Raw genomic sequence first — 14,472 nt, 5'->3', positions numbered from 1 at the left:
AAATTGTTCATGATCTGATTCGGCATCAGATACCCCCAGACAATTAGTATGATGACATCGAGTTTTTTGAAGTTGGTCAAAAAGTATTTCCCGTTCGATTCAGTAGTCCGGAATTTCCGAACTGCCGCTGCAGCTCCCGTATGCTCCAGTTGTTTTCTGCACTCTCAATCTCATAAAAACGACGCTCTGCCGGATCATCAATCCGCATCAGCTTGAGATAGTGCGACCAGCTAAGGTTAAAAACAGCAGACACTGTCTGCGGTTTTCCGGCAAACGAAGGCTGTTTTTGAGATTTCCCGGACAGGGTTTGGGAAATTCCAATGCGTGGAGGGGGATTTTCTGATTTCCGAGACAGTGTTTCGGATTTTGAATAGGTGAGATTAAACAACCGCATGTATTCCGGATTAGATGTGGAGAACCCACGCCCAAATTTCTTTGTGAGTCGCTGCAAGGATACTATTAAAGGACATGGTTTGTAAAAAAGAAAAGGCAGATGATATATTATCGTGATTCAGATGTTTTGAAGATGCGTACTTTCATTATAAAAAAGTCAGCCCATTTAACATAGCTAAAAGAGTTGCATTTTAGCCGGAAGTCTTTCCCCTAACCCGCATTTTACTGTCCTTAAACTGATCTATGCATTCAACCGACGATGTACCGCTTTTTGAACCTGTTTTTGAAGATAATCATCTGCTTGTGGTGTACAAGCTGCCGAATGTGCCGGTGCAGGAAGATGCAAGCGGTGATCCGGATTTGCTGAATGCGCTGAAGGCTTATATCAAGGAAAAGTACAATAAGCCGGGCAATGTTTTTCTGGGGATGGTGCACCGGATTGATCGGCCGGCTTCGGGGCTGATGGTTTTTGCGCGTACGTCCAAGGCGGCTTCGCGGCTGTCGGATCAGTTTCGCAGGCGGGATCTGAGCAAGGAGTATCTTGCGGTGGTGGAGGGGGCGCCGCCTGCCCGGGCTGAGCTGCGGGATTTCCTGCTGAAAGATGTCGCTAAGAATCGGGTGCGGGTGGTGCGGTCCGGCAATGAGCGGGCGGCTAAGGAGGCCCGGCTGAGCCTGCGCAGCTGCGCACATGAAGGCGGACTCAGCCTGCTGCATGTTTGTCTGGAGACCGGGCGTCCCCATCAGATACGGGTGCAGTGTGCACATGCCGGCTATCCGCTTTGGGGTGATTATAAGTACGGCGACGGCAATCAGCCGCAGGGCCGCAATCTTGCCCTGCTTTCGTGGAAGCTCGCTTTTATGCACCCTACACGAGATGAACAACTGTCGTTTCAGGCAACGTGGCCGGAGGGGGCACCGTGGGACCGGTTTGATCCGATCAGCTGAGAAGTTCGGGATTTGGCAAAGTTGGTTGTATCCGTCCGGAATCCAAAAAGCAAGGGATTCAAATTATGATTTGGGAACGCTAATCTGTCACGAAAGACCGTGATGCTCACGGCGTTTCCCCCAAAAAATAAAAAAGCCGGGCATGCGGAATCAGCCGGGCTCAGGGCACCTTTTTCTGTTGCGGGTTATCGTTAGCGCTCGCGGATTTTTCGGGTTTAATTGTGCTGTAAAAACTATCTTGCAGGGGCTATTTATCCTTCACTGTTTAATTGCATATCTGAGCTTATGAGACATTTTTTGGCAGGGTTTATTATGGCAGCCGGTTTTCTGTTTGCGGGCTTTTCGCAGCCGGTTTTGGCACAGGAAAGCGAGCGGGTGCTGCGCGATCTGGAAATCCGCATTCCTTCGCTGCCGCATTATTCTTTCGGGCGGGGTCTGGGACTGACGACGCCTGACAGCACCTATCAGGTTAACATCCGGTTCAGGATGCAGAACCGGGCGACGTTTCAGACGTTCAGCGATCGCGATGACAGTGTGGAGGCGGTCGTGCGCCGGCTGCGGCTGCGGTTCGATGGTTTTGTCGGGGATCCGCGCTTTTTGTATGCGATTCAGCTTTCCTTCTCACCCGGTGATGTGGGCGCGATACAGCCCGGTGAGAACATCAATATCATACGGGATGCGGTGTTTTACTACCGCCCGGATGCGCACTGGAGCTTCGGGTTCGGACAGACCAAGCTTCCGGGGAACCGTCAGCGGGTGAATTCATCGGGGGCGCTGCAGCTCACCGATCGCTCCGTGAATAATGCGGCATTTACGATTGACCGTGATTACGGTGTTTTCGCGAATTACGGGCGGGAAGATCAGAACCGTTTTTCCTATAATCTGCGTACTGCTATAAGCACGGGGGATGGCCGCAATTACACGCGGAATCCGGATACGGATCTGGCCTACACGGCCCGGCTTGAGCTGATGCCGCTGGGGGCTTTCCTGAAAAACGGGACGATGTTTGAGGGAGATCTCGCACGGGAACAGACGCCCAAACTGCTGCTTGGCGGGACTGTTCATTATAATATGGGTGCAAAGCGGGCGCAGGGGCAGCTTGGATCGGATACATCGGCGAAACGCGATCTCAGGGTGATTCATCTGGATGCCATGCTCAAATATCAGGGCTGGGCGCTGATGGCTGCGTGGATGAGCCGGCAAACCGATGATCCGGTGATCGCCCTGCCTGACGGAGATACCGGTGCTGTGCGGGAAACAGCTTATCTGGTCGGGACAGGCTACGATTTGCAGCTCAGCTATCTATTTCCTTCCGATTATGAGCTGATTGCCCGGTATTCGTCGCATAATCCTGAAAAAGAGGTGCGTCCGTTTTTTCGCCCGAGAGAACAGTTCAGCGCCGGAATTACGCGCTATGTGTGGGAGCATGCCCTGAAGCTGCAGCTTGAACTTACGCATGACCGTTTCCCCCGTACCGATTTTGCAGATGCGCGTGAGGGAACTTATGTGCGGTTTCAGATTGAAATCGGGATCTGATATAAGGGCTCAGGCTGTAGTAAAGCTGCGTTTTGGCACGCTTACGGCTGCGGCTGAATGTAAACCGGGAATGGTATAGTCGGGTCTTTATTTACAGAATGGTAGCGGATAAATCCCGTACTTTGGTCAGTTAACTGATTTTTATCGGTTCGTCCCGGCACATCTGAACGACCTGAAAGGGTTTTGCGTCAATTGGGGCGGCTGATACAAGTCTGTTTATTTTTTCAACATCTACACAATCAATCTACACAACCAATCAATCAAACCAACGATTCAGGCATGAAGCATACCATCACCATGATGCTGTTCGCCCTGCTGGTGCTTGCCGGGTGTTCCGGTTCGCAACAGAGTGCGCAACAGGCTGCAGCACAGGCGGAGCGACCACAGCTCAATCCTATTGAACAGGCCACAAGCGGTCATATAAAAATGGAGGGCCTGTTCACGGTCTTTCAGGACACGACTTCCGGCAGCACGAAAATGATGATTACGGAAGATCAGATCGGTAAAGAATTCATTTATTGGGGGCATACGGTTGACGGGGTACCGCAGGTCGGGCATTTCCGCGGGAATTACCGGGATAATAAAGTGTTCAGTATTCAGCGCTATTTCGACCGCATAGAATTTGTGGTAGAGAATACCCGCTTTCATTTTGATGAAGATAACCCGCTGAGCCGGGCCGCTGACGCCAATATTTCGCGTGCGGTGCTGTTTTCTGCCAAAATTGATACCGAGCACGAAGGGCAGATGCTGATCAATTCTGATCCGCTTTTTCTCACGGAGGCCCTTCATCAGGTTAAGCCATCGCCCTTTCCGGGCCTTCCGCCCGGTGCTATGCTTACGCTGGGCAATCTCAGCCGCGATAAAACCAAGTTTCGCAGTATCAACAGTTATCCCATGAATACCGCTGTGCAGGTTGAGTACGTGTACGATAACCCGGCCCCGCTTAACCGTGGCGGGATGCATGTTACCGACGCCCGCTCCATCACCATTGTGTATCAGCACACCTTCATCGAAATGCCGGATAACAACTTTGTGCCGCGCCGCGATGATGCGCGGGTCGGTTACTTTAGTCAGCAAGTCAATGATCAGACGGCTTTGGGCGTAACTCCCTGGGCGGATGTGATCAACCGCTGGCACCTGGAGCCTAAAGATCCGGAAGCCGAAATTTCTGAGCCGGTAGAACCGATTACCTGGTGGATTGAAAACACAACCCCGCACGAGCTGCGCCCTATTATTAAGGAAGCTACGCTGGAGTGGAACCGTGCCTTCGAAGCCGCCGGTTTCCGCAACGCCATTGCCGTTAAGGTGCAGCCTGATACGGCCGACTGGGATGCCGGAGATATCCGCTACAACGTACTGCGCTGGACGTCTTCCCCGACGCCGCCGTTTGGGGGATATGGTCCGAGCTTCACCAATCCCCGGACCGGTCAGATCCTGGGCGCGGATATTATGCTGGAGTACGTATTCCTGCGCAACGCGGCCAACAATGAGCGCCTGTTCAGTGAAAATGTGATTGATTACTTTCTCGACATGGGGCTGCCCGGATTAAAGGGTGACGAGCACGGGCATACGCATGAGCACGGCGTGTTTTGCTCGGCGGGTCACTTCATCCAAATGAGCAATATGTTTGGATTTGCCGCCCTGCAGGCACTCGACTTTGATGATCTCGATCGCGAGCAAATGGTCCATGAAGCCCTGGTTTATCTCATCATGCACGAGCTGGGCCATACTTTTGGCCTGAATCACAACATGGCCGCTTCTTTCATGCTCGACCCCGATCAGGTGCATGACCGCAGCCTGACGGAGCAAATGGGGCTTTCCGGCTCTGTGATGGACTATCCTGCCATTAACGTGGCGCACGACCGTTCGCAGCAAGGTCAGTTTTACACTACTACGACGGGTCCTTACGACATCTGGGCTATTGAGTACGGCTACTCCCGCGGGCTTGATGATCCGGAAGCGGAAGAAGCCCGCCTGAACGCTATTCTGGAGCGCTCAACTGAACCCGAGCTCATTTTTGGAAATGATGCAGACGACATGCGCAGCCCGGGCAAGGCGATTGACCCGCGCATTATGATCGGCGCCATGAGCAACGATCCTATTGCCTACTCCGAAACACGGGTACAGCTCGTGCATGACATGCTTGATAACCTGCTTGACCGGTACTCGGTCGAGAATGAGAGCTATCAGGCGTTGTTCAACGCATTTATGTCGAGCATGGGTCAGATCAACACGGCTATGGGCGTTACGGCGCGCTTCATTGGCGGGGTGTATATCGATCGTGGTTTTGTGGGTCAGCCCGGTGCGGGTGAGCCCTATACGCCGGTTTCCCGCGCAGATCAGAAGCGTGCGATGGAGCTGCTCGGCAGCCGCCTTTTTGCCCCGGATGCTTTTTATGAAAGCCATGAAGTGTACAATCACCTGATGCGTCAGCGCCGCGGTTTCAGCAACCCCTTTGCGGGTGAAGATCCGCGTATTCACGATCTTGTGCTGAACATGCAGCGCAACACCCTGGCGCACATCATGCACCCGAATACGACGCGCCGCATTACCGACACCCGTCTGTACGGAAACGAATATTCGCTGGTCGAAATGATGGATGATCTCACCAATGCGATCTTTCAGGCAGACCTTCGCACCAACGTGAATACTTTCCGTCAGAACCTGCAGGTGCTGTATGTTACCAACCTTGCTGCGGCCCTGGCCAATGAACGGAATCAGTACGACAACTTCACGCAGACCGCGGCCCTGCACAGCTTGCAGCGGATCAAAACGATGATGAACAACCGCAGCCGCGGCAATGCCGAAACCCGCGCGCACACCGCACACATTCTCCGGATTGTGGATGATGCCCTTGAAGGGTAAAACCGTCCGGCGCGTGAGCAACGACAGTTAAGCTTCCCAGAGCTAACATCCATTGTGGATAAGCTTAGGGGAAGGAAAGCCTAATTTTGAAAAGCACCGTCTGAACCACAGGTTTCGGGCGGTGCTTTTTTTTTTAAAAATACTTGATCACAATGTGGAAAAGTGGTGGATAAAGTACTATCTGTCATTAATTGATTGTTGCTAACAGTTGTCTTTGATGTTGTTGAAGGTTTGTTGATAATTTGTTGATAATTTTGATTTCTGTTTTTTTTAAAAACGGTCTTTGTGGATTCTAAATAGGCTTTGATTAAGAATTTAAAAGAGTTATTTTCATCAACTACAGAGAACTTTAATTATGCTATAAAGCATTGCAAAACAATCACTTGGAATATCTTATGAACTATGGAAATTAAAAGGCAACTAATAGATCAGAGGAGGGCTTCACCATATGAATTAATTACCTTTGAGCCCCGCAAATCAGAGATTAAAAACCCCGACGGATCCAAAGTATTTTCGCTTGATAATGTGATGGTGCCCAGTACCTGGAGTCAGGTGGCAACAGATATTATCGCGCAAAAATATTTTCGTAAGGCAGGGGTACCCGCAAAGCTGCGCAAAGTAGCCGAAGAAGGGGTGCCGGAGTGGTTGCAGCGCTCTGAAGCCGACACCAAAGCTATGAAGGGCATGAGCCCGGAAGATCAGTACGGGATGGAGACAGACTCGCGGCAGGTGTTTGGCCGCATGGCGGGATGCTGGACCTACTGGGGCTGGAAGCACGGGTATTTCAACACCGAAGCGGATGCAAAGTCGTATTATGATGAGATGCGCTACATGCTGGCCACACAAATGGCGGCACCGAACAGTCCGCAGTGGTTTAATACAGGTCTTTTCTGGGCATATGGCATTAATGGTCCGGCGCAGGGGCACTACTATGCCGATCCGGAGACCGGCCGCGTGCTGCGCTCGCAGGATGCGTATTCACATCCGCAGCCCCATGCCTGTTTCATTCAAAGTATTGATGACGATCTCGTGAATGAAGGCGGAATCATGGATCTGTGGGTGCGGGAAGCCCGTCTGTTCAAGTACGGCTCCGGTACCGGGACCAACTTTTCCAATCTGCGCGGGGCAACCGAGCCCCTGAGCGGGGGCGGGAAGTCGTCGGGCCTGATGAGCTTCCTGAAAATCGGGGACCGTGCTGCCGGTGCGATTAAGTCAGGCGGCACGACGCGCAGGGCCGCAAAAATGGTCACCCTTGATCTTGATCATCCTGACATTGAAGAATATGTAAACTGGAAGGTGAAGGAAGAAGAAAAAGTAGCTTCCATCGTTGCCGGTTCAAAAATTATTGAGAGACATCTCCGCACCATTCTTCACCTGTGCCATACGTCGGTAGAAATTGAAGGGCGCAGCTACAACGGCGAAATGAGCCGCAACCCGAAGAAGCACAAAGCCCTTGCACGAGCCATCCGTGAAGCTTCGCGCGATCAGGTTCCGATGAGCTACGTACAGCGTATTCTGCAGCTTGCCGCGCAGGGCTTCACCGATATTGCCTTTGATACCTACGATACGGACTGGAACTCCGAAGCCTATGGTACGGTGAGCGGACAGAATTCAAACAACTCCGTCCGCATTCCCAACGCCTTTATGGATGCTGTTGAGAAAGACGGGGACTGGAATCTGTACTTCCGCACGGAAAAGAAGGCGGCACAGCAAGAAGGCCGCGAGCCCAAAGCCCATAAAACGCTGAAAGCCCGCGAGCTGTGGGATCAGATTTCCTATGCGGCATGGGCCTCAGCCGACCCCGGCACACAGTATCACGATACCATCAATGAATGGCACACCTGCCCCGAAGACGGCTCCATTAACGCGAGCAATCCCTGCAGCGAGTACATGTTCCTGGATAACACGGCCTGTAATCTGGCTTCCCTAAACCTGGTGAAGTTTTATGACCGCAATACCGGTCAGTTTGATGTGGAAGCCTACCGGCACGCAACGCGGTTGTGGACCATTACGCTGGAGATTTCAGTACTGATGGCGCAGTTTCCTTCCAAGGAGATCGCGCAGCTTTCCTGGCAGTTCCGCACCCTGGGGCTGGGCTATGCGAACATTGGCTCCCTGCTGATGATACAAGGTATCCCATACGACAGTGAAGAAGCTGCCGCACTGACCGGCGCGCTGACGGCCATCATGCACATGCACAGCTACGCTACAAGTGCGGAAATGGCGCGCGAGCTGGGTACCTTTGAAGGATATGAGCGCAACAAAGCGCACATGCTGCGGGTGCTGCGCAACCATCGCCGTGCGGCATACAGCGCCGCCCCGGAAGAGTATGAAGCGCTTACCATCAAGCCAATGGGGATCGACCCGACGCGCTGCCCCGACTACCTGCTTGCGGCAGCCCGCGAAGACGCCGATCTCGCCCTTGAGATGGGGGAAAAGCACGGATACCGCAATGCACAGGTCACCGTAATTGCGCCTACCGGTACGATTGGTTTGGTGATGGACTGCGATACGACAGGTATTGAGCCTGACTTCGCGCTGGTCAAGTTCAAGAAACTTGCTGGTGGCGGCTACTTCAAAATCATCAATCAAAGCGTGCCCGCAGCGCTCGAGCGTTTGGGGTATGCGGAAAAAGAAATTGACGCCATCGTAAAGTATGCCAAAGGACATGGCACTTTCAAAGGCTGCAAAACCATTAGCCATGACCGCCTCAGAGAAGTAGGGTTTACCGATGAAAAAATTGAAGCCGTCGAAGCCGGGCTGCCGGGTGCGTTTGAAATCAAGTTTGCTTTCAATCAGTGGACTCTGGGCGAAGATTTTTGTAAGGACGTCCTTGGGATAAGTGAAGCTCAGCTTGCTGACTGGAACTTTGACATGCTGTCTTATCTCGGCTTCAGCCCGCAGGAAATCAACGAAGCCAACGATTACGTGTGTGGGACCATGACCGTTGAAGGAGCGCCATACCTGAAAGACGAGCACCTTCCGGTGTTTGACTGTGCCAACAAGTGTGGCCGCAAAGGAACCCGCTTCATCGCAACAATGGGGCACATCCGGATGATGGCTGCGGCACAACCCTTTATCTCCGGTGCGATTTCCAAAACCATTAACCTGCCCAACGAAGCGAGTGTTGAAGAAATTCAGGAAGCCTACATGACCTCCTGGAAACTTATGCTTAAAGCCAACGCCCTCTATCGCGACGGCTCCAAGCTAAGTCAGCCGCTGAACTCAACTTCTGACGTGCTGCAGGTGATTGAAGCTGATGACGAAACTTCGGCTGATGTGGCGGCAAACCCTGAAGACGAAGCGGTGCAGGATAAAGTTGTGCAGGTTGCTGAGCGTATCATCCACAAATATGTCTCAGAGCGGCGCAGGCTTCCGAACCGGCGCGGCGGCTACACGCAGAAATGTAAGATTGGGGGTCAGAGTGTGTACCTGCGTACCGGAGAGTATGAAAACGGTCAGCTCGGTGAAATCTTCATTGATATGCACAAGGAAGGCGCTGCTTTCAGGAGCCTGCTGAACTGCTTTGCAATTTCCATCTCACTTGGTCTGCAGCACGGCGTGCCTTTAGATGAATTTGTGGATGCCTTTGTGTTTACCAAGTTTGAGCCCAGTGGCATGGTACATGGCAATCCGCACATTAAGATGACGACTTCCGTGATGGACTACATTTTCAGAGAGCTCGCCATCAGCTATCTGGGGCGTCATGATCTCGCGCATGTCGGCGCGGATGAGATTCTCGAGCGCAGCCTCAAATCTGAAGAAGAACTGAGAAAGGCGACATCAAAAACCGCAGCTGCGTCCGCCCCGGCAGCTGCCGCGCCAACTTCAACAAAACCAGCTACGGCAAATAACAAGCTTGCGGATCTGAAAACAGCCCTGCCTGAAGCGGTTAGCGTAAGCACGGCGACGGTCGGTGCAGCGCAGACCGAGACAGATACGTTCATGAGCCGCTATAAACGCGCCCGCAGCATGGGCTACACGGGTGATGTTTGCAGCGAATGCGGAAGCATGTCCATGGTGCGTAACGGCACATGCCTGAAGTGCGAAAACTGCGGATCAACAAGCGGATGCTCCTGATGCGCTGCGCAGGTCCCGCTTTGTTGTGAATCATGCGGGACAGCTCTTTTACCTAACAAATCATATACTTGGAACAACAAAAAGCCCGGTCGGAAGTCCGGGCTTTTTCTTTGCGTGTAATTTTCAGCCATACGGCGCATAAGGGCAAAAAAAAACGCCGGCTCGTTCAGGAGTCGACGCTAAATTTATCATCTACAGACGGCTATTACCCCATTTGTATACAGCTAATATAGCAAACATATTGGGGGCCAAACAATTGGTAAAAATGCGTAATTATGACAAAAAATAATTTAGGTATAAATACTTAGTTCTTGGCTTTTGGAACTTAGATCATGTCTTCAGCAAGAGCTTTCTTCACGAGTGCTGCCGTATTCTTAACACCCATTTTGTGCATCAGGTTGGAGCGGTGTGTTTCTACCGTGCGGGGCGAAATACTCAGCACTTCTGCAATTTCCTGATTGGTCTTCCCGTCAACAATGTAGCCCAGAATTTCTTTTTCTCTTTTGGTAAGTTTTGATGCCGCTTTAGGGGCTTCTGTTTTGCGGTTGCGGGAAAGAAAGCTTGTTGTGATCATATCCGATACTGCTTTGCTGAAAACCCGTTCATTGTTCAGCACCCGATGGATGTTATTGATGATTTCATCTTTTCCGGAAGACTTAAGCATATAACCGAGTGCACCGGCCTCAAGCACCTCGTTCAGATACTTTTCGTCGAGATGGATGGTCATCATAATGATACGCGCGTCTGCGTCTTCCTTCAGGATTTCCCGACAGGCGTCAATTCCGTCAAGTTCCGGCATGGTGATATCAAGGAGACAGACATCCGGTTTAAATTCTTTGTATAAATCTACAGCTTCAATGCCGGATGAAGCTTCGGCTACTACTTTGAAGGTGGGAACACTATTTAAGATGGAGGTGAGACCGAGACGAACAACACTGTGATCATCTGCCACAAGTATGGTTATTACAGACATGCCAGGAGTTAAGTGGTGAAACAAATATTATTGGGTACAGAAACCTAACCTGATACGCTTTTCCCTTTCATGATAGCGTAAATAAAGGGTTGGATAGTGCGCTAAAGTACAGACATACAACAAATCAGGTTTCACAATTAGGCCCTAACACCAAAAGAGAAAAAGCCTGTTTGTTTTTAGCTAATCAGTTTTGTCAAATATAAAGATAAAAAACCGACTTATCAGGCTTTAAATCCAAATGTTTGCGCTTACATAAGCTGCCCGAATCGTTTGGCAAAACTACTCATCCGCTGCTCTGACTCGTCGGAATCAGAATGAAAATCAACACCTGAATCCCAGCGTATCCGTACCGGAGACTATTCCGTTTGGAGACACCCGGTATGCAAAAATACGCTTTGGAATCGCGGCCCGGGACTTGATTTCCGGAAGTATCTAAAGATATCTCATGATCATTTTTTAGCCCTAAGGTTCTGTAATTATGCGGCCTGTAAAGAAAACAGTATAAAAGCGAATACAAGCACCAGCAGCCTGATATTCCATGCAAGGGTTCTGCGCCAGTTTGACCGGCACAGCTGTGCTACGTTTTGGGTGTTGAACCTGCCGGTGCCGCTTAGCCTGTTATGCACCGGAATCACCCTAAAAGCGGTCTCGTACCAGACAAATGCGAGCAAGGCTGCGGAAAGGAGGGATACCCAAAACCAAATGGTGCCTGCACTCAGTACGGTTAAGGCGACCGTCAGTCCCAGCTCTGCCAGCATAGGAAATGCCACAACAAATGCAGTTTTACTGGTATGAAAGTCGTGAAAGTCCGGGCCGGAGCCGGGCGGTATAAAGTGAAAGGCAGGGTAGTGCACTACATGTACAAAAGTAGTGAGGCCGCACATAAACGCGCAGAACACCACATTTAAAAGCAATACGACTGTCAGCGCTGTGTCTCCGGACAGATCCATAAGTGTGCCGCTAATTTGGTTTCAGAAATCCTTATTTTGTAAGCTTTTGATTCTTACAGCCCTAACACAGGGGCGTGCAGATAACATTTCGGCAGACCGCACAAGATCTTTTTTTATTCATGAAACCGTTTCAATTTTAGTATATGCTTCTTAAAAGAACACATACCTGTGGCGAACTCAATGGCAGCCATGTGGGAGAACAGGTAACGCTGAACGGCTGGGTAAATATCCGGCGTGATTTGGGTGGTGTAATTTTTATTGACCTGAGAGACCGTTACGGGTTGACGCAGGTTGTTTTTTCCCCTCAGGATGATGAGGCGGCACATCTCGCAGCCGATGAGCTGCGCAATGAATTTGTGATTGGGGTAAGCGGGAAGGTGCAGCAGCGGGATCCGGAAAATATCAATCCCAAGATGAAAACCGGCGAAATTGAAGTCCGGGTACACGCCCTTCATATTTACTCGCGTGCGAAAACACCGCCTTTTGAAATCAAAGACGACATCCAGACCAACGAGGAAACCCGTCTTAAGTACCGCTACCTTGATCTGCGCCGCGCGCCGCTTCAGCAAAACCTTATGCTGCGTTCCGAAGTGTACCGCAGCACCCGTAATTATTTCTGTGAAAACAACTTTGCTGAAGTCGAAACACCGGTGCTGATGCGCTCTACCCCTGAAGGCGCCCGTGATTATCTCGTGCCCAGCCGCGTCAATCCGGGGAAATTCTACGCCCTGCCGCAAAGTCCGCAAATCTATAAGCAAACGCTGATGATATCCGGCATGGACCGCTACTTCCAGATTGTGAAGTGCTTCCGGGATGAAGACCTGCGTGCCGATCGTCAGCCTGAGTTTACCCAAATCGACGTTGAGATGTCTTTTGTGGATGAGGAATCCATTTACAGCATGGCCGAAGGACTGATGGCGCGCATGCTCAAAGATGCCATGGGTAAGGACATATCGACCCCGTTTCCGCGCATGAGCTATCAGCATGCCATTGAAACCTACGGCAGCGACAAGCCGGATACCCGGTTTGACCTGACTTTCCGCGATCTCTCAGAAATTGTTAAGGACTCCGAATTTAGGGTGTTTTCCAAAACAGTTGCCGAAGGCGGCAAGGTTGTAGGTTTTGTAGCGCCGGGTTACGGATCGCTGGGACGCGGTATTATGGACCGCCTTACCAAGCGTGTTCAGCAGGAAATCGGTGCCGGCGGCTTGATCTACATCAAAAACAACCCCAATGAGCTGTATTCGTCTGTAAGTAAATTTGTCAGCGAGGAAACGACCCGCAATATGGCAGAAGCTGCCGGGGCTGCCGAAGGCGATCTTGTCCTTATTCTTGCAGGCAAAGCGCCGCTTGTCTATCAGCAACTGGGCGACCTGCGCCTTATGTTTGCCAAAGAATACGGCCTGATTGACGAGCAGCAAACCAACTTCCTGTGGGTTACCGATTTCCCGCTGTTTGAATACAGTGAGGAAGACGGGCGCTATTATGCCATGCACCACCCTTTCACTTCTCCCAATCCGGAGGATGTTCCGCTGATGGAGACTGAGCCGGGCAAGGTTCGGGCACGGGCGTACGACCTGGTGCTGAACGGCAGTGAAATCGGGGGCGGCTCGATCCGGATTCACGATTTTGAGACACAGCAAAAGATGTTCCGCATGCTTGGTATTGAAGATGAGGAAGCCCGTGAGAAGTTCGGCTTCCTGCTCGAAGCCTTTCAGTACGGGGCGCCGCCGCACGGGGGCATTGCTTTTGGGCTGGACCGTATTGTGATGCTGCTGGCCGGTGCCAAAAGCCTGCGGGATGTCATCGCATTCCCGAAAAATCAGCGGGCCCAAAGTACGATGGATAACTGTCCCGACAGCGTAGAAACCCGTCAGCTCGATGAGCTTTATATTCAGCTCAAGCCGATTCTTAAGTAAAGCAAGCCTGCGCCCGCGACTTCAGCGGGCGCGATTCTAATCCACCTTCCTTATGAAAACCGCAGGAATTGACGGCTGCCGTGCCGGATGGCTGGCCGTTTCCCTTGATAAAAGCCTGGCTTCGTGGCAGCTGCTGCGCACGGTTCAGGAACTCTCGGTCTATGCCGCTTCCAAAAACGGCGTATTTATTGACATCCCGATCGGGCTTTCTGAGACGGAGCCGGTTCGAACCTGCGATGCGCTGCTGCGCCGGGTTTTGGGCAAAGGCTATGCTTCATCGGTGTTTAGTCCGCCGGTTCGCGCCGCTTTTATGGTGAATGATTACGTGGCGGCCTGCGACATCAATGAGGCCAAAACCGGGAAGCGTATTACCAAACAGGCCTGGAACATCATGCCGAAAATCAGGCAGGTCGATGAATTGCTGGCTGAAAATCCCGGGTTGGTTCAGGTGCTGCACGAGAGTCATCCCGAGCTGCTTTTTAAAAAGCTGAATCGCGGGGGCGAGCCTCTTCAGAAGAAGAAAACGCCGGAAGGTCTCGAACAGCGCCGGCAGCTGTTGTTTCGTGCAGACTCCCGTATTGAAGGGCTTTATGAAACCATGCGTGGCTCGCTCAAAAAATCAGAAGCGAAAGACGATGACCTGCTCGATGCGCTTGTGCTTGCCGTGATGGTGGCCCAGAGTCCGTACCGACCCGTGCGTACGCTGCCGCTGCCGCCGGAAACGGATAGCCGGGGCATTCCGATGGCGATTCATTTCGTGTAGGACTCGGCTGCGGGGACAAGATCCCAAAAAGCAAGGGACTTATCTTTG

Annotated in this window: 9 protein-coding genes; 6 read left to right on the top strand and 3 right to left on the bottom strand. The window is 51.7% G+C overall.

Translation table 11 applies throughout. From position 1 onward, the window contains the following. Positions 1-76 precede the first annotated feature (76 nt). Entirely contained in the window at positions 77-451 is a 375-nt protein-coding gene (locus CYPRO_RS16270; protein WP_270049189.1) for a DUF1016 N-terminal domain-containing protein, read from the bottom strand. 185 nt (positions 452-636) lie between these two features. On the opposite strand from CYPRO_RS16270, the gene CYPRO_RS16265 reads away from it, so the two are divergent. The 4 genes from CYPRO_RS16265 (at position 637) to CYPRO_RS16250 (ending at position 9,819) form a co-directional block, all read left to right on the top strand. After that, positions 637-1,338, top strand: coding sequence for an RluA family pseudouridine synthase (locus tag CYPRO_RS16265; RefSeq protein WP_114985617.1), 702 nt, complete (start codon positions 637-639; stop codon positions 1,336-1,338). Between the two features lie 285 nt (positions 1,339-1,623). Further along, positions 1,624-2,874 (top strand): porin, encoded by a 1,251-nt coding sequence (locus CYPRO_RS16260; RefSeq protein ID WP_240644792.1) that lies wholly within the window; start codon positions 1,624-1,626, stop codon positions 2,872-2,874. Positions 2,875-3,153: 279 nt separating this feature from the next. Further along, positions 3,154-5,739, top strand: coding sequence for a zinc-dependent metalloprotease (locus CYPRO_RS16255; protein ID WP_114985615.1), 2,586 nt, complete (start codon positions 3,154-3,156; stop codon positions 5,737-5,739). Between the two features lie 402 nt (positions 5,740-6,141). Then, positions 6,142-9,819 carry a vitamin B12-dependent ribonucleotide reductase gene (locus tag CYPRO_RS16250; RefSeq protein ID WP_114985614.1) on the top strand — a complete coding sequence of 1,226 codons (3,678 nt, stop codon included), beginning with the start codon at positions 6,142-6,144 and terminating at the stop codon, positions 9,817-9,819. Positions 9,820-10,144: 325 nt separating this feature from the next. Here the strand turns inward: CYPRO_RS16250 and CYPRO_RS16245 are convergent, their stop codons facing one another. After that, positions 10,145-10,792, bottom strand: coding sequence for a response regulator transcription factor (locus tag CYPRO_RS16245; RefSeq protein ID WP_114985613.1), 648 nt, complete (start codon positions 10,790-10,792; stop codon positions 10,145-10,147). Positions 10,793-11,268: 476 nt separating this feature from the next. Next, positions 11,269-11,742 (bottom strand): hypothetical protein, encoded by a 474-nt coding sequence (locus CYPRO_RS16240; protein WP_114985612.1) that lies wholly within the window; start codon positions 11,740-11,742, stop codon positions 11,269-11,271. A 143-nt stretch (positions 11,743-11,885) separates the two neighbouring features. Between CYPRO_RS16240 and aspS the strand changes: the two genes are divergently transcribed. Both aspS and CYPRO_RS16230 read left to right on the top strand, forming a co-directional pair. Then, positions 11,886-13,661 (top strand): aspartate--tRNA ligase, encoded by a 1,776-nt coding sequence (aspS, locus tag CYPRO_RS16235; protein ID WP_114985611.1) that lies wholly within the window; start codon positions 11,886-11,888, stop codon positions 13,659-13,661. Between the two features lie 52 nt (positions 13,662-13,713). Further along, on the top strand, positions 13,714-14,424 hold the full coding sequence (locus CYPRO_RS16230) for a DUF429 domain-containing protein (RefSeq protein ID WP_114985610.1): 711 nt from the start codon (positions 13,714-13,716) through the stop codon (positions 14,422-14,424). Positions 14,425-14,472: the final 48 nt, after the last annotated feature.

The sequence above is a fragment of the Cyclonatronum proteinivorum genome (assembly GCF_003353065.1).
Classification (GTDB): Bacteria; Bacteroidota; Rhodothermia; order Balneolales; family Cyclonatronaceae; genus Cyclonatronum; species Cyclonatronum proteinivorum.
The sequence above is the reverse complement of the archived record's forward strand: the minus strand, read 5'-3'. Positions and strand labels throughout refer to the sequence as shown.

Excerpts from the sequence above, each read along its gene's own strand:
- CYPRO_RS16265 (WP_114985617.1), top strand. The coding sequence starts at position 637 with ATGCATTCAACCGACGATGTACCGCTTTTTGAACCTGTTTTTGAAGAT.
- CYPRO_RS16260 (WP_240644792.1), top strand. The coding sequence starts at position 1,624 with ATGAGACATTTTTTGGCAGGGTTTATTATGGCAGCCGGTTTTCTGTTT.
- CYPRO_RS16255 (WP_114985615.1), top strand. The coding sequence starts at position 3,154 with ATGAAGCATACCATCACCATGATGCTGTTCGCCCTGCTGGTGCTTGCC.
- CYPRO_RS16250 (WP_114985614.1), top strand. The coding sequence starts at position 6,142 with ATGGAAATTAAAAGGCAACTAATAGATCAGAGGAGGGCTTCACCATAT.
- CYPRO_RS16245 (WP_114985613.1), bottom strand. The coding sequence starts at position 10,792 with ATGTCTGTAATAACCATACTTGTGGCAGATGATCACAGTGTTGTTCGT.
- CYPRO_RS16240 (WP_114985612.1), bottom strand. The coding sequence starts at position 11,742 with ATGGATCTGTCCGGAGACACAGCGCTGACAGTCGTATTGCTTTTAAAT.
- aspS (WP_114985611.1), top strand. The coding sequence starts at position 11,886 with ATGCTTCTTAAAAGAACACATACCTGTGGCGAACTCAATGGCAGCCAT.
- CYPRO_RS16230 (WP_114985610.1), top strand. The coding sequence starts at position 13,714 with ATGAAAACCGCAGGAATTGACGGCTGCCGTGCCGGATGGCTGGCCGTT.